The following is a 17,045-nucleotide window of genomic DNA, read 5'->3' as shown; positions in this document are numbered from 1 at the left end:
CATGTATGCCTCGCTCACTACCTTCAAACCCTGCGACCTGCCCACCCTGCTGAGCAGTCTGCAGCCGATCGCGGCGTTGCTCGATACCCTGTCGGACGTGGTGTTTTTCATCAAGGACAGCGAGGCCCGCTACGCCTTCGTCAACCAGACCCTGGCCCGGCGCTGCGGCTTCAAACACAGTGACGAACTGCTCGGGCGCACCGCCGACATGGTCTTTCCCGAGCGCTTCGGCCCGCTGTACACCGAGCAGGATCGGCGGGTGCTGTCCACCGGCCGCGAATTGGCCGACCAACTCGAACTGCACCTGTATTACGGGAATCAACCGGTCTGGTGCCTGACCCACAAACTCGCGCTGCGCAACCCGCAAGGTCAGATCGTCGGCCTGGCCGGCATCTCCCGCGATCTGCAAGCGCCACAGTCCAGCCATCCGGCGTTCCAGAAACTCGCGGCGGTGGACGCGCATATCCGCAGCCATTTCGCCCGGCCGATCAGCCTCGCCGAACTGACCGCGATCGCCGGGTTTTCCGTGGCGCAACTGGAGCGCCATTGCAAACGGGTGTTCCAGCTCACGCCACGGCAGATGATTCACAAGGCGCGCCTGGAAGAAGGCTCCCGACTGTTGCTGCACACCGACCTGCCCATCACCGAGATCGCCCTGCGCTGCGGTTACACCGACCACAGTGCGTTCAGCCGGCAGTTCCGCGCCTTGACCAGTCTGGCGCCGAGTCAGTATCGCGAAAGCCGTCGCTGAACCCGGGCAAGTGTTCCTTTAAGGGGCGCCCGGCGTCCCCACTGCTCCCTTCTGTAACACCGCCTGATACGGCCCGCCAAGGCGTTCTCCTCCTACGCCCTACCCCCACAATCTTGTAAGACCTTTAGCTCAAGGCTTGGCGATTAATTCTCGCCTCAGTTCGGAAACAGGCACGCTCATTGCTAATCTAATATCGTATACGAAATTCACAATACGATATCCAACAGCACTTTCCGACCACGAGGCCTCTATGAAAAACCCCGCATTTGCCGTAGCCCTCAGCGCTGTTCTCAGTACCTCCTTCATTGCCACCGCCCAGGCTGACAAGCTCGACGACATTATTGGCTCGGGCAAGCTGCGCTGCGCCGTGACCCTGGACTTCCCGCCCATGGGTTTTCGCGATGAAGGTAACAACCCGGCCGGTTTCGACGTGGACTACTGCCGCGACCTGGCGAAGATCCTCGGGGTCGACGCCGAAGTGGTTGAAACGCCCTTCCCCGATCGAATTCCGGCGCTGGTCTCCGGGCGTGCGGACGTGATCGTTGCCTCCACGTCCGACACCCTCGAACGGGCCAAGACCGTCGGCCTCACCGTGCCGTACTTCGCCTTCCAGATGGTGGTGCTGACCCGCGACAACACCGGCATCAACAGCTTCGCCGATATCAAAGGCAAAGCCCTGGGCAACACCAGCGGCACCTATGAAGCCATCGCCCTGGAAAAAGACGTGAAGAGCTGGGGCACCGGCACCTTCCGCGCCTATCAGTCGCAGAACGACACGCTGCTGGCGGTCGCCCAGGGCCACATCGACGCCACCGTGGTCACCAACACCGTGGCCGCCGCCACGATCAAGTCGGGCAAATACAAGAACCTGAAAATCGCCGGTAACGCGCCGTACACCATCGACTACGTGTCCCTGGGCGCCAAGCGTAACGAGTATGGCCTGCTCAACTACCTCAATCTGTTCGTCAACCAGCAGGTGCGCAGCGGCCGCTACAACGAGCTGTTCACCAAATGGGTCGGCACCGAGATTTCACCCACCGACCTGACCGTGCCCAAGGTCTATTACTGAGGTGTCCGGCATGCCTAGGCCAACCTCTCTGACCGGTCGCAGCCTGGTCGCCGGCGCCGCCCAAGGCGCCCTGCTGTTTGCCGATGTGGGCTTGAGTTTCTGGGGCGGGGTCGACCCATACAGCGGCGAGGTCATCGACCGTCACCACCCGCTCAGCGGCGAATGTCTGGCCGGTCGGGTGCTGGCGATTCCCAGCGGCCGCGGCTCATGCACCGGCAGCAGTGTGCTGATGGAACTGATCAGCAACGGTCATGCGCCGGCCGCACTGGTGCTGGCTGAACCCGATGAGATCCTGACCCTGGGCGTGCTCGTGTCACAGACCATTTTCGAGCGTTCCCTGCCGGTGCTGTGCATCGGCCGGGAGGCCTTCGCCGCCTTGCGCGGCAAGGCCTTTGCTCGGGTCGAAGCCTCAACGGTGACCGTGTTTGAACACCTGCCGGGCGATGCCTGGCAGGCACTCGACAATCCGTTGCAGACAGCAGAGAAAAGCCCCGCTATCGAACTCACCGAACACGATCAGGCGCTGCTCGACGGCGAGCATGGCAAAGCTGCCCAGGTGGCCATGCAGATCGTCCTGCGCATGGCTGAACTGCAAGGTGCGCGCAGTCTGGTGGATGTCACCCAAGCGCACATCGACGGCTGCATTTATACCGGACCTGCGAGCCTGCGCTTCGCCGAACAACTGGTGCAGTGGGGAGCAAAAGTGCGGGTGCCGACCACCCTCAATTCGATTTCCGTCGACCAGCGCCGTTGGCGCGAGTTGGGCATTGATCCGGCGCTCGGCGTACCGGCCAGCGCCCTGGGCGATGCGTACATGGCGATGGGCGCACAGCTGAGTTTCACCTGCGCGCCCTACCTGCTCGACAGTGCGCCGAAGGCCGGCGAGCAAATCGTCTGGGCCGAATCCAACGCCGTGGTTTATGCCAACAGCGTGCTCGGCGCACGCACCCTGAAATACCCGGACTACCTGGATATCTGCATCGCCCTGACCGGCCGCGCGCCCCTGATCGGTTGCCATCTGGACGCGCAACGTAAAGCGAGACTGCAAATCGAATTGCCGGTTTTGCGCGAGCTGGACGATGCCTTCTACCCGCTGCTCGGTTACCACATCGGTGCCCTGGCCGGCAGTCGAATTCCTCTGGTGCTGGGGCTGGAACACAGCGAGCCGAGCCTGGACGATTTGAAAGCCTTCGGCGCCGCTTTCGCCACCACCTCCGCCGCGCCGCTGTTCCATATCGCCGGGGTGACCCCGGAGGCACTCGACCCGACGCAGGTGCTGGATGCGGATGCCGATGTGCCGGTGGAAAAAATCCGTCTGAAGGATTTGCTGCTCAGCTGGCGCGAACTCAACAGTGCCCGCGACAGTCGGGTGGATGTGGTCTCGCTGGGTAATCCGCATTTCTCCCTGAGCGAATTCGCGCATCTGGCGCGGCTGTGTCGGGGTCGACACAAACACCCCGAAGTCGTGCTTGCCATCACTTGTGGTCGCGCGGTGCTGGAGCAGGCCCGCGAGGCTGGACATATCGCCGTGATCGAAGCCTTCGGCGCGACGCTGGTCACCGACACCTGCTGGTGCATGCTCGGCGAGCCGGTGATCCCGCTGGCGGCCAAAACCTTGATGACCAACTCGGGCAAGTACGCCCATTACGCACCCGGCCTGGTGGGCCGCAAGGTGCACTTCGCCAACCTCGCCGAATGTGTCGACGCCGCTTGCAGCGCCACCGCCAGCGGTCGTTTGCCGGCCTGGCTGCAATCGGCTGCCTCACTGGAGAGCCACGCGCATGTTTGATTACACCTTCCAATGGCGCGCGACCCTGCGCGCCCTGCCGGACATGCTGGCCGGCGCCTGGGTCACCTTCGAGACCGCCGCGCTGTCGATGATCTTCGGCGTGCTGATCGCCCTGGCCCTGACGGTGATGCGCGAAACCAAACAACCGTTGTTGCGCGGCATCGGCAATGGTTGGGTGTCGATCGCCCGCAACACCCCGTCGCTGTTCCAGATCTACGTCCTCTACTTCGGCCTCGGCTCGCTCGATTTGCACGTCAGCTCATGGTTCGCGCTGCTGGCCGGGATCACCTTCAACAACGCCGGTTACCTGGCGGAAAACTTTCGCGGCGGCCTCAAGGCTGTGCCGGGCACGCAAGTGCGCGCTGCGCGTTCGCTGGGCATGAGTGCCTTTCAGGCTTACCGGATGATTATCGTCCCGCAGCTGCTGCGGATCGTCTTCTATCCGTTGAGTAACCAGATGGTCTGGGCGGTGCTGATGACGTCGCTGGGGGTGATCGTCGGGCTGAACAATGACCTCACCGGCGTGACCCAGGATTACAACGTCAAGACGTTTCGTACCTTCGAATATTTCGCCATCGCCGCGGCGCTGTATTACCTGATTGCCAAAGCCATCGTCGGCGCCGCCCGGCTGATGGCCTGGCGACTGTTCCGCTACTGAGGAGGTGAGCATGTTGACCACCAGTTTTTCCTGGAATGACCTGTTGTTCTTGCTTGATGGCGCCTGGGTCACTCTGAAACTCACGTTCTGGTCGATCATCCTCGGCTCCTTCGCCGGGCTGCTGTTCGGCTTGCTGCGGGCACTGTTGCCGCGCGCCAGCCTGCCACTGGCGTGGGTGCTGGACGTGTTTCGCAGCGTGCCGTTGCTGATCCAGTTTGTGTTGTTTAACTCGCTGAAAAGCATCGTCGGCTTGAACATCAGCGCCTTCAGCGTCGGCTGCATTGTGCTCGGGGTCTACGCCGCCGCGTACTTCACCGAGATCGTGCGCAGCGGCGTGCTGTCAGTGCCGTTCACCGTGCGCCGGGCCAGCCGTTCACTGGGCCTGAGTTTCCTGCAGGACCTGCGTTGGATCGTCCTGCCGATGGCCACGCGAGTGGCCTTTCCCGGCTGGCTGAACCTGGTGCTCAGCGTGATGAAAGACACCGCGCTGGTGATGTGGATCGGCATCGTCGAACTGCTGCGCGCCTCGCAAACCATCGTGACCCGCATTCAGGAACCGCTGCTGGTGCTGTGCATCGCGGGCCTCATCTACTACGTCATGAGCCTGGTGGTCGCTCGCCTCGGCGCTCGTCTGGAAAGAAGGTGGCAAGAAAATGATTGAGATCGACAACGTACACAAATCCTTCGGCAACCTCGAAGTGGTCAAGGGCGTCAACCTGACGGTGAACAAGGGCGAGGTGGTGTCGATCATCGGCGGCTCCGGCTCGGGCAAATCGACCCTGCTGATGTGCATCAACGGTCTGGAGCCGATCCAGAAAGGCAACATCCGCGTCGACGGCGTCGAGGTCCATCACAGCGCCACCGACCTCAACCGTCTGCGGCAGAAGATCGGCATCGTCTTCCAGCAATGGAACGCGTTCCCGCACCTGACCGTGCTGGAAAACGTGATGCTGGCGCCCCGCAAAGTGCTGGGCAAGAGCAAGGCCGACGCCGAGGAACTGGCGGTCAAGCAACTGACCCACGTCGGTTTGGGCGACAAGCTCAAGGCCTTTCCCGGCAAGCTCTCCGGCGGCCAGCAACAGCGCATGGCCATCGCCCGCGCCCTGGCCATGTCGCCGGACTACATGCTGTTCGACGAAGCCACTTCGGCCCTCGATCCGCAGCTGGTGGGCGAGGTGCTGGACACCATGCGCATGCTCGCCGAAGACGGCATGACCATGGTCCTGGTGACCCACGAAATCCGCTTCGCCCGCGATGTGTCCGACCGCGTGGCGTTCTTTCGCAATGGCCTGGTGCACGAGATCGGCTCGCCCGACCAGGTCATCGGCAACCCGGTGCACGCGGAAACCGCAGCCTTTTTGAAATCAGTGAAGTAACGGATGACCCCTTCGCGAGCAGGCTCGCTCCCACATTCGATCGCATTTCTTCTGGAAGAACTCGGTCAAATGTGGGAGCGAGCCTGCTCGCGATGAGGCCCTAATAGACAAAACAAGGAGCAAACCATGCGCTCATCGAAAGTCATCCATGTAGTCAGCTGCCACGCCGAAGGCGAAGTCGGCGACGTGATCGTCGGCGGCGTCGCGCCACCGCCCGGGGCCACCGTGTGGGAACAGTCGCGCTGGATTGCCAAGGATCAGACCTTGCGCAACTTCGTCCTCAACGAGCCGCGCGGTGGCGTGTTTCGTCACGTCAACCTGCTGGTGCCGGCCAAGGATCCGCGGGCGCAGATGGCCTGGATCATCATGGAACCCGCCGACACACCGCCGATGTCCGGCTCCAACTCGCTGTGCGTGGCCACCGTGTTGCTCGACAGCGGCATCCTGCCAATGGCCGAACCGCAAACCCGGCTGGTGCTCGAAGCCCCGGGCGGGCTGATCGAAGCGGTGGCCGACTGCCGTGACGGCAAGGTCGAACGGGTGGAAATCAAGAATGTGCCCTCCTTCGCTGACCGCCTCGACGCCTGGATCGAAGTTGAAGGCGTCGGCTCATTGCAGGTCGACACCGCGTACGGCGGCGACAGTTTTGTGATTGCCGATGCCAAGCGCCTGGGCTTTTCCATTCGTCCTGATGAGGCGGCCGAACTGGTCGAGGCCGGGCTGAAAATCACCCGCGCGGCCAATGAACAACTGGGCTTCGTCCATCCACTGAACCCTGAGTGGTCGCACATTTCCTTCTGCCAGATCGCGGCTCCCCTCGTCTATGAAAATGGCATCGCCACCGGCGCCAACGCGGTGGTGATTCAACCCGGCAAGATCGACCGTTCGCCGACCGGCACCGGCTGCTCGGCGCGTATGGCGGTGCTGCAGGCCAAGGGCTTGATGCAGGTCGGCGAGCGTTTTATCGGCCGTTCGATCATCGGTTCCGAGTTTCACTGCCGCATCGATTCGCTGACGGAAGTGGCGGGACGCCCGGCGATCTACCCGTGCATTTCCGGCCGAGCCTGGATCACCGGCACCCATCAGTTGCTGCTCGATCCGAGCGATCCGTGGCCACAAGGCTATCGACTGTCCGACACCTGGCCTGGGGCCTGAGCACAGCCTTACAAAACCTCACCCAAATCTCTGACCAACGGCTAGCAAAAACCCCCTCAGAACTGAAAAAAGCACTGGCCGAGTCTTCTTACTTGAAATATCGTATACGAAATACAATTAACGAACCGGAGGCAACAATGAGCAAGCGCATTAACTGGAGTGGCGTCTTCCCCGCGGTGACCACTCAATTCAACGACGACTTCTCCATCAACCTGGAAAAAACCCACCAAGTGATTTCCAACGTGATCCGTGACGGCGTGTCGGGCCTGGTGGTGTGCGGTTCGGTGGGGGAAAACACCTCGCTGACCGCCGAAGAAAAAATCGCCGTGACCGAAGTCGCGGTCGACGCTTCCCGCGGCCGCGTGCCGGTGATCTGCGGTGTGGCCGAATTCACCAGCATTCAAGCGGCCAAGGTCGCCAATGCCGTGCGCCGGGTCGGCGTTGACGGGGTCATGCTGATGCCGGCGCTGGTCTACGGTTCCAAGCCATTCGAGACCGCCGAGCACTACCGCTACGTGGCGAAAAATGCCGACGTACCGCTGATGGTTTACAACAACCCGCCGATCTACAAAAACGACGTCACCCCGGACATCCTGATTTCCCTGGCCGACTGCGACAACGTGGTGTGCTTCAAGGATTCCTCCGGCGACACCCGTCGTTTCATCGACGTGCGCAATGAAGTGGGCGACCGTTTTGTGCTGTTCGCCGGCCTCGATGACGTGGTGCTGGAAAGCATCGCAGTGGGGGCCGAAGGCTGGGTCTCGGGCATGTCCAACGTGTTCCCGAAAGAAGGTGAAACCATCTTTCGCCTGGCCAAGGCCGGTCGCTTCGCCGAAGCCATGCCAATCTACGAATGGCTGATGCCGATCCTGCACCTCGACGCCCGTGCCGACCTGGTGCAGTGCATCAAGCTGTGCGAAGCCATCGCCGGTCGCGGCAGCGCCCTGACCCGTCCGCCACGCCTGGCCCTGCCGGAAGCCGATCGGGTTTTCGTCGAGCAGATCATGGCCAAGGCCCTGGCCAACCGTCCGGAACTGCCGGACGTCGGTCTCTGAGTGATTGCCGGGCGGGTCCTTGGGACCCGGCCCGGCTGCCTGTCTTTGCGCCTCTACAGGAAACGTCAGCATGCCCAATCCTCACAGCACCGCCCGCGCAAGCACACCCTCGGGACTCAAACGTGTCGTGGCCGCGGCCATGGCCGGCACCGTCGCCGAATGGTATGAATTCTTTCTCTACGGCACCGCCTCGGCACTGGTCTTCGGCCAGCTGTTTTTTCGCCAGACCGACAGCCCGATCGATGGCATCCTCGCCGCCTTCGCCCTGTATGCCGTCGGCTTTCTTGCCCGTCCGTTGGGTGGCCTGGTGTTCGGTCACTACGGTGACAAGTTCGGCCGCAAACGCCTGCTGCAATTGAGCCTGGTGGTGGTTGGCATCACCACGTTCCTGATGGGTTGCCTGCCCGGTTTCGACCAGATCGGCTACGCCGCGCCCGTGTTACTGGTGCTGCTGCGGCTGATCCAGGGTTTCGCCTTCGGCGGGGAATGGGGCGGTGCGATTCTGCTGGTGTCCGAACACTGCCCGGACAATCGCCGAGGCTTCTGGGCCAGTTGGCCGCAAGCCGGTGTCCCGGCCGGTAACCTGGTGGCGACCGTCGCATTGCTGCTGTTGTCGTCGAACCTGTCGGAGGCGCAATTCCTCGCGTGGGGCTGGCGTGTCGCGTTCTGGTTCTCGGCGGTGGTGGTGCTGATCGGCTACTGGATTCGCACCAGCGTCGATGACGCGCCGATCTTCAAGGAAGCCCAGGCCCGTCAGGCGCAAAACAAGCAACAGCAATTGGGCGTGGTGGAAGTGCTGCGTCATCACTGGCGTGCGGTGCTGGTCGGCATCGGCGCGCGGTTTGCCGAGAACATCCTTTACTACACCGTCGTGACCTTCTCGATTACCTACCTGAAACTGGTCGTGCACAAGGACACCTCAGAGATTCTGTTTCTGATGTTCGGCGCGCACTTGCTGCATTTCTTCATGATCCCGCTGATGGGGTATCTGTCCGACCTGGTCGGGCGCAAACCGGTGTACCTGACGGGTGCGATCCTCACCGCATTCTGGGGTTTCATCGGCTTCCCGATGATGGACACCGGCAATAACTGGCTGATCATCGGGGCCATCACCCTGGGCCTGGCGATCGAGTCGATGACCTACGCGCCCTACTCGGCGCTGATGGCTGAAATGTTCCCGACCCACGTGCGCTACACCGCGTTGTCCCTGTGCTACCAGGTGGCACCGATTTTCGCCGGCTCATTGGCGCCGCTGATTGCCCTCACCCTGCTCAACAAGTACCACAGCTCGACACCGATCGCCTGGTACCTGGTCGGCGCCGCGCTGATCTCTATTGTCGCCGTCGGCCTGACGCGGGAAACCCGTGGTAAGTCGCTGCACCTGGTGGATAGCGAATCCGCAGCTCGGATCGCTGCTCTGGACAACGCCGAACCCGCCAGCGCACGTCGGGGTGATTCTCTGGCTTGACCTCAATACGCAACCTGTAGCAGCTGCCGCAGGCTGCGTTCGGGCGCGTAGCGGTCGTCAATACTGGCGACACGGTGTGACTGTGACACCGCGTTGCATGGTTTTACGACGGCTTCGCCGTCGAACGCAGCCTTCGGCAGCTGCTACAGGTCATACGCCGCACCTGGCAACGTATTTGGCCTCACATTTCGACAGGAGTTATTCATGCCCCACATCATCGGCCACAACTACATCGGCGGTGCGCGCAGTGCCGCCGGCAACATCACCGTGCAAAGCCATGACGCCAGCACCGGTGAAGCACTGCCCTACTCGTTCATGCAAGCCACCATCGAGGAAGTCGACGCCGCCGCCCAGGCAGCGGCTGCCGCCTACCCAGCCTTCCGCAACTTGCCGTCGAGCCGGCGCGCGGAATTTCTCGAGGCCATCGCCGCGCAACTGGAGGCGCTGGGCGATGAGTTCGTTGCCCTGGTCACCCGCGAGACGGCGCTGCCGACCGGGCGCATTCAGGGTGAGCGCGGCCGTACCAGCGGCCAAATGCGCCTGTTCGCTCAGGTCCTGCGCCGTGGCGATTTCTATGGCGCGCGCATCGACCGGGCCTTGCCCGACCGTCAGCCGCTGCCACGTGTGGATCTGCGTCAGTACCGGATCGGCGTTGGCCCGGTCGCGGTGGTCGGTGCGAGCAATTTCCCGTTGGCATTCTCCACCGCCGGTGGCGACACCGCTGCCGCCCTGGCTGCCGGTTGCCCGGTGGTGTTCAAGGCCCACAGCGGGCATATGGCGACGGCCGAGCTCGTGGCCGATGCGATCATCCGCGCAGCCGAGCAAACCGGCATGCCCAACGGTGTGTTCAACATGATCTACGGCGCGGGTGTCGGCGAAGCGTTGGTCAAGCATCCGGCAATCCAGGCGGTGGGCTTTACCGGTTCGCTCAAGGGCGGTCGCGCCCTCTGCGACATGGCCGCCGCGCGGCCTCAGCCGATTCCGGTGTTTGCCGAAATGAGCAGCATCAATCCGGTGCTGGTATTGCCCGAAGCCCTGCAACGGCGCGGCGAGAAAATCGCCAGTGAACTCGCCGCGTCAGTGGTGCTCGGCTGCGGCCAGTTCTGCACCAACCCCGGATTGGTGATAGGCATTCGCTCCCCTGAATTCAGCGCATTTATTCAATCGCTCAGTGCGGTAATGGCCGACCAGCCGGGGCAAACCATGCTCAACGCCGGCACGTTAACCAGCTACGCCAAGGGCGTGCAGGCGCTGCACGCGCATCCGCACATCAGCCACCTGGCCGGTCGCGAACAACAGGGCCAGCAGGCCCAACCGCAGCTGTTCAAGGCCGACGTCAGCCTGCTGCTCAACGGCGACCCGCTGTTGCAGGAAGAAGTCTTCGGCCCGACTACCGTGTTGGTGGAAGTGGCCGACAAGGCCGAACTGCAACGGGCGTTGCAGAGTTTGCACGGTCAACTGACGGCCACCCTGATTGCCGAAGCCGGTGACCTGCGAACTCATAGCGAACTGCTGCCGCTGCTTGAACAGAAGGTCGGACGCGTACTGTTCAACGGCTACCCGACCGGCGTCGAAGTCTGCGATGCGATGGTGCATGGCGGCCCCTACCCGGCCACCTCCGATGCCCGTGGCACCTCGGTCGGCAGCCTGGCCATCGAGCGTTTCCTGCGCCCGGTGTGCTACCAGAACTGCCCGGATGCGCTCTTGCCCGAGGCACTGCAAAACGCCAATCCGCTGGGCATCGCCCGTCTGGTCGACGGCAACAGCCATCGCGACCGGGTTTAAAAAACACCAGCGACCTACTGTGGGAGCGAGCTTGCTCGCGATGAGGGATTAACATTCAACACATGTGCTGAATGTCAGACCGCTATCGCGAGCAGGCTCGCTCCCACAGGGTTGGGCGCCCCCCGTTTCTTCAGCCCAGCAGTGCCTTCAAGTCGTTGTACAAGGCTTCAGGAATCTGCACGCCCTCCACCAAACTGCGTGCGCGCGCCTCGTAACGCCGTTGCGACGGCAAGCGTGCGCCCTGCCCTTGTATGCTTTGGAACATCACTTCGGCACGAGCCAGATGCTGCTCGGTGGCCTCGCCGAGAAAGCGTCGCGGATCGAGGGCGATGATCAGCTCGCCGTGGTACGGCGACGACTTGCTGCCCGCGTCATAAGCCAGCGACTCGGCGCTGGTCAGGTCACCAATCAACGGCCCGGCGATCAACTCCACCATGGCAGCCAGCGCCGAGCCCTTGTGCCCGCCGAACGTCAGCATCGCGCCGGCATCGAGTACCACGTTCGCATCAGTACTCGGCTGCCCGTCTGCATCGACGCCCCAGCCTTCGGGAATCGCTTTGCCGGCACGCCGGTGCAACTCGATCTCGCCACGGGCAATCGCACTGGTGGCGAAGTCGAACACAAACGGATCCTTGCCCGAACGCGGCCAACCGAATGCGATGGGATTGGTGCCGAACACCGGTTGACTGCCTCCCGCTGGCGCGACCCAGGCATGGCTGGGATTACACGCCAGCGCCACCAGGCCGGCAGCGGTCAGCTGCTCGATCTCGACCCACAGGGCGGAAAAATGCACACAGCGATTGATCGCCAGCGCCGCAATCCCGTTTGCCCGGGTTTTCTCCTCCAGTAATGGCAGACCCGCCTGAAACGCCAACTGGGAGAAACCACCCGCCGCATCAACCCGCACGATCGAAGGTGCCTGGTCGATCACCCGTGGTTCGGCATCGGCCACCACCTTGCCGGCCCTGAGCGAATTCACGCACCCCAATACCCGATACAAACCGTGGGAGGCGCAGCCATCGCGCTCGCCGGCAATCACCGTGGAGGCCACCGCCTGAGCGTGGGCAAGGTTGAAACCGTTGTGCAGCAAGATCGATTCGGCCAGCTCGCGAGCTTCGGCCAGGGACAGTCGTTTCATCATCAACTCCTTGGACAGACCGCCCAGACTGGCCCATTCCCGAAGCCACGGCTTGATCGCTTTAGGCCCGGTCGACGACGAATTCGGCATATCCCGCCAACAAACCATTCGTCGGCTGGACCGCGCACCACCCCTTGACACCGATTGAGCTCTGGGCGACTATTATTTCCATCGCGTACGATACAAACGTATACGACACATAAACACCACCAATTGAAACGTTGAGGATTCATCCCATGAGCAAGATCGAAAAAGTACTGTTTACCGGCAAAACCCACACCACGTTCAGCGATGCGACCCGTGCCCACGGCAACCTCGACATCGAGCTGTCGTCGCCAGGTGACGCAAAACCGGCCCACGTGTTCGCAGCCACCCAAGCGCACCCGACCGCCGAGCAACTGTTCGCCGGTGCATGGTCGGCCTGCTACATCTCCGCCATCGAACACATAGCCAAGGCGAAAAAAGTGGTGCTGCCGGCAGATGCATCTGTCGACATCGAGGTCGATCTGGGCCAGACCGGTCAGGCTTATTTCCTTCAGGCTCGATTCTTTGTCCGCTTGCCGGGAGTGGCACACGACGTCGCCACCGCACTGGCGCACGCCGCACACGAACTCTGCCCGTACTCGAAAGCGACACTGGGCAACATCGATGTGGCGGTGAACGTCCTGACGGCGTGAAGATCGTTTTAATCCATTAAATATGTCGCATACGATATAAGCGCATACGAAAACGATAGAAACTTAGGAAATCATCATGAGCAAGATCGAAAAAGTACTGGCCACCGGCAAAACCCACACCACCGTCAGCAACGCTGGCACTACCTCACGCGGCCATGACGGCAGCCTCGACATCACCCTGTCGACGCCTGGAAATGCCAAGCCAGCCCACGTGTTCGCCGCCACCCAGCCGCACCCGACTGCCGAGCAATTGTTCGCCGGCGCCTGGTCGGCCTGCTACACCGCCGCCGTCGGGCTGGTGGCCGGTGAGATGAACGTGGTGCTGCCATCGGATCTGTCCGTCGACATCGAAGTCGATCTGGGTCAGACCGGTCCGGCCTACTTCCTTCAGGCTCGATTGACGCTGCGCGTGCCGGGTTTGTCGCACGATATCGCGACGACACTGGCGCACACCGCCGATCAAATCTGCCCGTACTCGAAAGCGACGCGGGGTAACATTGACGTGGCCCTGAACGTCCTCACGGCTTGACGCACCGCGCGGCGTTGCTATCGATCGGCACGGTCGATACGCCATATATATCGCATGCGCTTTAAGCGCATACGAATCACAAACCCAGCAAAACGTTGAGAACTCAACCATGAACAAGATCGAAAAAGTCCTGGCCACAGGCAAAACCCACACGACGTTCAGCGACGGTGACAACTCTTCCCGCGGCCTCGCCATCCAGCTCTCGTCGCCTGGAAACCCTAGGCTGGCACACGAGTTCGCAGCCATTGTGCCGCACCCAACGGCAGAGCAGTTTTTCGCCGGCGCATGGTCGGCCTGCTACACCGCTGCCGTCGAGCTGGCAGCGAAAAATATGAAGGTCACGCTGCCGTCCAATCTGGCCATTGATATTGAAGTCGATCTGGGCCAGACCGGTCCGGCCTACTTCCTCCAGGCCCGGCTGACTCTTCGCGTGCCAGGCTTGACGCAAGACGTCGCGACGGAGCTGGCGCACGCCGCAGACCAAATCTGCCCGTACTCGAAGGCAACGCGCGGCAATATCAACGTGGTCATCAACGCCCTGACCGCATGATGCGCCGTACGACCGGTTCGACTTTCGCCGTCGAACCGGTCGCCACCGTCAGTTACAGTCGTTCCGACACAATCGCATACGAGGTATATTTCACTTTTTTGCGAGCCATCCGTCTTTGGCCAACGAGGAAGCCCATGAAACCCACCGACAACGCCGCCCCCGACAACCTGAAGCTCTCCGAATTCCTGTGTTTTGCGGTCTATTCCACCAACCTGGCCTTCGGCAAGGCGTACAAGCCGATACTCGAGCAGCTTGGGCTGACCTATACGCAATACATCACCATCGTCGCGCTGTGGGAGGAAGACAATCAGACCGTCGGCAGCCTGGGCGAGAAGCTGTTTCTCGAATCGAACACGCTGACCCCGATCCTGAAGAAGCTGGAAGCGATGGGCTTTTTGCAAAGGCAGCGCGATCCCGAGGACGAGCGCCAGGTACGGATCAGCCTGACGAAGAACGGTCGACAGCTGCGCGAAAGCCAACCGGAAATGGGCCTCGCCGACGCGACGGGGCTGACGCTCGACGAGTTCACGATCCTGCAGAAGGCGATCGTGAAGTTGCGCGGCAATCTGATCAAGTCGACGAAAGCCGGGGAATGAGCCGGCACACCGATCTGGGCATTCTCGCGAGCGAACTAGCGCACCGCCTCATCCCGCACCACCCCGCGCTCCTCAAGCAAGCGCACAAACATGGTCAGACTTTGCGACACCGTGCCCCGGCGCCACACCAGCCAGGTGCGCAAATAGCGGAACGATTCCGATAACGGCCAGACGCTCACCGTGGTGCATCCGGGCATGCTGTTGAGCATGCTGCGGGGCATCAGCGCCAGGCCTGCACCAGCGCTGACGCACGCCAGCATGCCGTGATAGGACTCCATTTCGAAAATCTTGCCGGGCACCGCCGCGTCCTTGGCAAACCAGCTTTCGAAGTGGTGTCGGTAGGAACAATTGGAACGGAAGGCATAGATATTTTCACCGTTAACATCCCGCGCACGATGAATGGGGGAATGGTTGAGCGGTGCGATCACCACCATCTCTTCCTCAAACGCCGGCACGCCTTCCAGTGCCGGGTGCAGCACCGGTCCATCGACAAACGCTGCCGCCAATAGTCCCGACAACACCCCGTCGATCATGGTCCCCGAAGGTCCGGTGGACAGATCCAACTCGACCTTGGCGTGCTTCTGGTTATACGCGGCCAGCAGCTCAGGGATACGCACCGCAGCGGTGCTCTCCAGTGACCCCAGCGGAAACGAACCCTGAGGTTCTTCGCCCGCCACCGTCGCACGAGCCTCCTGGACCAGGTCGAGAATGCGCCGGGCATAGTCCAGAAAACTCCAGCCGGCCGGTGACAGGCGCAGGCGGCTCTTCTCGCGGATAAACAGGTCCACGCCCAGATCCAGTTCCAGCTGCTTGATCCGCGTCGTCAGGTTCGACGGCACCCGATGGATGTGCTGAGCCGCCGCGCTGATGCTGCCGTGCTCGGCGACGGCTTTGAAAATCTCCAGCTGAACCAGATCCAATTCATTCTCCAAACGTGAACGATATGCTCAGTATTATTCAGTTTCCAGAAAACAAACGCCACCGTAACCTGAGCGCATCCCCACCTCGCAGGACGGTGCCATGACCCAAGTTTCCAGCCTCACCCATGCCATTTCGATCAACCCCGCCAACGGCGAGCAGATCGGCCACTACCCTTTCGAATCCGCATCGGCACTGGACGCCGCCCTGTCCCGCGCCGCTGCCGGGTTCCGCGCCTGGCGCAGCAAACCGGTTGATCAACGCTCGCAGTTGTTGATCGCCCTGGCGCAGGCATTGCGCGACAACGCCGCCGCGATGGCGAACATGATCACCCTGGAAATGGGCAAGCCGATCACTCAGGCACGCGGCGAAATCGAAAAGTGCGCGCAACTGTGCGAGTGGTACGCCGAACACGGCCCGGCGATGTTGAGCGCTGAACCGACGCTGGTTGAAGGTGGAAAAGCGCGCATTGAATATCGCCCGCTCGGTCCGATTCTCGCCGTGATGCCGTGGAACTTCCCGATCTGGCAGGTCCTGCGCGGCGCCGTTCCAGCGTTGATCGCCGGCAACACCTACGTGCTCAAACATGCGCCCAACGTGATGGGCAGCGCTTTTCTGTTGCGCGAGGCCTTCAAGCAAGCCGACTTCCCTGAAGGTGTCTTCGAAGTCATCAACGTCACGCCGGACGGCGTTTCCACCGCGATCGCCGACCCGCGCATCGCTGCGGTGACCCTCACCGGCAGCGTGCGAGCCGGCATGGCCATCGGCGCTCAAGCCGGGGCGGCGTTGAAGAAATGCGTGCTGGAACTGGGCGGCTCCGATCCGTTCATCGTGCTCAACGATGCCGACCTCGACGAAGCGGTCAAAGCCGCCGTGATTGGCCGTTATCAGAACACCGGGCAAGTTTGCGCGGCGGCCAAACGCTTGATCGTCGAGCAAGGCATCGTCGAGGAATTCACGCGCAAGTTCGTCGAAGCCACGCAAAAACTGGTGGTCGGCGATCCACTGGCCTCCGACACCTACATCGGTCCCATGGCCCGCTTTGATCTGCGTGATGAACTGGATCAACAGGTGCGCGACACCCTGGAAGAAGGTGCGACGTTGCTGATGGGCGGCAAAAAGGCTGAAGGCCCGGGTAACTTTTACGAGCCCACGGTCTTCGGTGATGTCACCGACCAGATGACCTCGTTCAAACAGGAACTGTTTGGCCCGGTGGCCTCGATCATCACGGCGCGCGATGCGGCGCATGCACTGGCACTGGCGAATGACAGTGAGTTTGGCCTCGCCTCAACCATTTACACACGCAACGTCGAGCTTGCCGAGCAGATGGCCGGTGAACTGGAAACCGGTGGTGTGTTTATCAATGGCTATTGCGCCTCCGACCCTCGTGTCACCTTCGGCGGCGTGAAGAAAAGCGGGTTTGGCCGTGAGCTCTCGCATTTCGGTGTGCGTGAGTTCTGCAATGCCCAGACGGTGTGGCTGGATCGGCGCTGATTGCATAACGATGCCCGGGAGCTTTTTGGCTCCCGGG

At 61.9% G+C, this 17,045-nt stretch carries 17 protein-coding genes; 15 read left to right on the top strand and 2 right to left on the bottom strand.

All coding sequences use genetic code 11. From position 1 onward, the window contains the following. Window position 1 precedes the first annotated feature (1 nt). The 10 genes from EAH74_RS23285 (at window position 2) to EAH74_RS23240 (ending at window position 11,106) form a co-directional block, all read left to right on the top strand. Window positions 2-751, top strand: a complete 750-nt coding sequence (locus EAH74_RS23285; protein WP_123368883.1) for an AraC family transcriptional regulator — start codon at window positions 2-4, stop codon at window positions 749-751. 250 nt (window positions 752-1,001) lie between these two features. Next, window positions 1,002-1,820, top strand: coding sequence for a transporter substrate-binding domain-containing protein (locus EAH74_RS23280; protein ID WP_095132633.1), 819 nt, complete (start codon window positions 1,002-1,004; stop codon window positions 1,818-1,820). Window positions 1,821-1,830: 10 nt separating this feature from the next. Then, on the top strand, window positions 1,831-3,609 hold the full coding sequence (locus EAH74_RS23275; RefSeq protein WP_140681341.1) for an aconitase X: 1,779 nt from the start codon (window positions 1,831-1,833) through the stop codon (window positions 3,607-3,609). Then, window positions 3,602-4,267 carry an amino acid ABC transporter permease gene (locus EAH74_RS23270; protein WP_140681339.1) on the top strand — a complete coding sequence of 222 codons (666 nt, stop codon included), beginning with the start codon at window positions 3,602-3,604 and terminating at the stop codon, window positions 4,265-4,267. Before EAH74_RS23275 ends, EAH74_RS23270 begins: the two co-directional genes overlap by 8 nt. Window positions 4,268-4,277: 10 nt before the next feature. Further along, window positions 4,278-4,928, top strand: a complete 651-nt coding sequence (locus EAH74_RS23265) for an amino acid ABC transporter permease (protein WP_008157201.1) — start codon at window positions 4,278-4,280, stop codon at window positions 4,926-4,928. Then, window positions 4,921-5,643 (top strand): amino acid ABC transporter ATP-binding protein, encoded by a 723-nt coding sequence (locus EAH74_RS23260; RefSeq protein WP_140681337.1) that lies wholly within the window; start codon window positions 4,921-4,923, stop codon window positions 5,641-5,643. The genes EAH74_RS23265 and EAH74_RS23260 overlap by 8 nt, the downstream gene beginning before the upstream one ends. Window positions 5,644-5,769: 126 nt before the next feature. Then, window positions 5,770-6,798, top strand: coding sequence for a trans-3-hydroxy-L-proline dehydratase (locus EAH74_RS23255; RefSeq protein ID WP_140681335.1), 1,029 nt, complete (start codon window positions 5,770-5,772; stop codon window positions 6,796-6,798). A gap of 137 nt (window positions 6,799-6,935) precedes the next feature. Then, complete coding sequence (locus tag EAH74_RS23250) at window positions 6,936-7,853, top strand: dihydrodipicolinate synthase family protein (protein WP_008157198.1); 918 nt, start codon at window positions 6,936-6,938, stop codon at window positions 7,851-7,853. A gap of 70 nt (window positions 7,854-7,923) precedes the next feature. After that, entirely contained in the window at window positions 7,924-9,321 is a 1,398-nt protein-coding gene (abaF, locus tag EAH74_RS23245) for a fosfomycin efflux MFS transporter AbaF (RefSeq protein ID WP_140681333.1), read from the top strand. A 204-nt stretch (window positions 9,322-9,525) separates the two neighbouring features. Then, window positions 9,526-11,106, top strand: coding sequence for an aldehyde dehydrogenase (NADP(+)) (locus EAH74_RS23240; RefSeq protein WP_140681331.1), 1,581 nt, complete (start codon window positions 9,526-9,528; stop codon window positions 11,104-11,106). 130 nt (window positions 11,107-11,236) lie between these two features. Here EAH74_RS23240 and EAH74_RS23230 read toward each other — a convergent pair whose 3' ends face one another. Next, window positions 11,237-12,244: an Ldh family oxidoreductase gene (locus EAH74_RS23230; protein ID WP_140681329.1), complete on the bottom strand. Its 1,008-nt coding sequence runs from the start codon at window positions 12,242-12,244 to the stop codon at window positions 11,237-11,239. 236 nt (window positions 12,245-12,480) lie between these two features. On the opposite strand from EAH74_RS23230, the gene EAH74_RS23225 reads away from it, so the two are divergent. The 4 genes from EAH74_RS23225 to EAH74_RS23210 all read left to right on the top strand — a co-directional run bounded on the left by EAH74_RS23225 (window position 12,481) and on the right by EAH74_RS23210 (window position 14,596). Beyond that, a complete protein-coding gene (locus tag EAH74_RS23225) occupies window positions 12,481-12,921 on the top strand; it encodes an Ohr family peroxiredoxin (protein WP_046055493.1) in 441 nt (146 codons plus the stop codon). A 76-nt stretch (window positions 12,922-12,997) separates the two neighbouring features. Next, window positions 12,998-13,450, top strand: a complete 453-nt coding sequence (locus tag EAH74_RS23220) for an Ohr family peroxiredoxin (RefSeq protein ID WP_056745302.1) — start codon at window positions 12,998-13,000, stop codon at window positions 13,448-13,450. A gap of 109 nt (window positions 13,451-13,559) precedes the next feature. Continuing rightward, window positions 13,560-14,000, top strand: a complete 441-nt coding sequence (locus EAH74_RS23215; protein WP_140681327.1) for an Ohr family peroxiredoxin — start codon at window positions 13,560-13,562, stop codon at window positions 13,998-14,000. 134 nt (window positions 14,001-14,134) lie between these two features. Continuing rightward, window positions 14,135-14,596 carry a MarR family winged helix-turn-helix transcriptional regulator gene (locus EAH74_RS23210; RefSeq protein ID WP_140681325.1) on the top strand — a complete coding sequence of 154 codons (462 nt, stop codon included), beginning with the start codon at window positions 14,135-14,137 and terminating at the stop codon, window positions 14,594-14,596. Window positions 14,597-14,631: 35 nt separating this feature from the next. Here EAH74_RS23210 and ptrR read toward each other — a convergent pair whose 3' ends face one another. After that, the gene (gene ptrR, locus EAH74_RS23205) at window positions 14,632-15,516 is read right to left on the bottom strand and encodes a putrescine utilization regulator PtrR (protein WP_140681323.1); all 885 of its coding nucleotides are present in this window, start codon (window positions 15,514-15,516) and stop codon (window positions 14,632-14,634) included. 100 nt (window positions 15,517-15,616) lie between these two features. On the opposite strand from ptrR, the gene EAH74_RS23200 reads away from it, so the two are divergent. Continuing rightward, on the top strand, window positions 15,617-17,008 hold the full coding sequence (locus EAH74_RS23200; protein WP_140681321.1) for an aldehyde dehydrogenase family protein: 1,392 nt from the start codon (window positions 15,617-15,619) through the stop codon (window positions 17,006-17,008). The last annotated feature ends 37 nt before the right edge of the window (window positions 17,009-17,045 follow it).

The sequence above is a fragment of the Pseudomonas mandelii genome, from assembly GCF_006438925.1.
Lineage (GTDB): Bacteria > Pseudomonadota > Gammaproteobacteria > Pseudomonadales > Pseudomonadaceae > Aquipseudomonas > Aquipseudomonas mandelii_C.
Note: the sequence above shows the minus strand (reverse complement) of the source record. Positions and strands in the feature narration are given on the sequence as shown.

Bases quoted from the DNA above. Each gene is read 5' to 3' on its own strand.
- EAH74_RS23285 (WP_123368883.1), top strand. From the start codon at position 2: ATGTATGCCTCGCTCACTACCTTCAAACCCTGCGACCTGCCCACCCTG.
- EAH74_RS23280 (WP_095132633.1), top strand. From the start codon at position 1,002: ATGAAAAACCCCGCATTTGCCGTAGCCCTCAGCGCTGTTCTCAGTACC.
- EAH74_RS23275 (WP_140681341.1), top strand. From the start codon at position 1,831: ATGCCTAGGCCAACCTCTCTGACCGGTCGCAGCCTGGTCGCCGGCGCC.
- EAH74_RS23270 (WP_140681339.1), top strand. From the start codon at position 3,602: ATGTTTGATTACACCTTCCAATGGCGCGCGACCCTGCGCGCCCTGCCG.
- EAH74_RS23265 (WP_008157201.1), top strand. From the start codon at position 4,278: ATGTTGACCACCAGTTTTTCCTGGAATGACCTGTTGTTCTTGCTTGAT.
- EAH74_RS23260 (WP_140681337.1), top strand. From the start codon at position 4,921: ATGATTGAGATCGACAACGTACACAAATCCTTCGGCAACCTCGAAGTG.
- EAH74_RS23255 (WP_140681335.1), top strand. From the start codon at position 5,770: ATGCGCTCATCGAAAGTCATCCATGTAGTCAGCTGCCACGCCGAAGGC.
- EAH74_RS23250 (WP_008157198.1), top strand. From the start codon at position 6,936: ATGAGCAAGCGCATTAACTGGAGTGGCGTCTTCCCCGCGGTGACCACT.
- abaF (WP_140681333.1), top strand. From the start codon at position 7,924: ATGCCCAATCCTCACAGCACCGCCCGCGCAAGCACACCCTCGGGACTC.
- EAH74_RS23240 (WP_140681331.1), top strand. From the start codon at position 9,526: ATGCCCCACATCATCGGCCACAACTACATCGGCGGTGCGCGCAGTGCC.
- EAH74_RS23230 (WP_140681329.1), bottom strand. From the start codon at position 12,244: ATGAAACGACTGTCCCTGGCCGAAGCTCGCGAGCTGGCCGAATCGATC.
- EAH74_RS23225 (WP_046055493.1), top strand. From the start codon at position 12,481: ATGAGCAAGATCGAAAAAGTACTGTTTACCGGCAAAACCCACACCACG.
- EAH74_RS23220 (WP_056745302.1), top strand. From the start codon at position 12,998: ATGAGCAAGATCGAAAAAGTACTGGCCACCGGCAAAACCCACACCACC.
- EAH74_RS23215 (WP_140681327.1), top strand. From the start codon at position 13,560: ATGAACAAGATCGAAAAAGTCCTGGCCACAGGCAAAACCCACACGACG.
- EAH74_RS23210 (WP_140681325.1), top strand. From the start codon at position 14,135: ATGAAACCCACCGACAACGCCGCCCCCGACAACCTGAAGCTCTCCGAA.
- EAH74_RS23200 (WP_140681321.1), top strand. From the start codon at position 15,617: ATGACCCAAGTTTCCAGCCTCACCCATGCCATTTCGATCAACCCCGCC.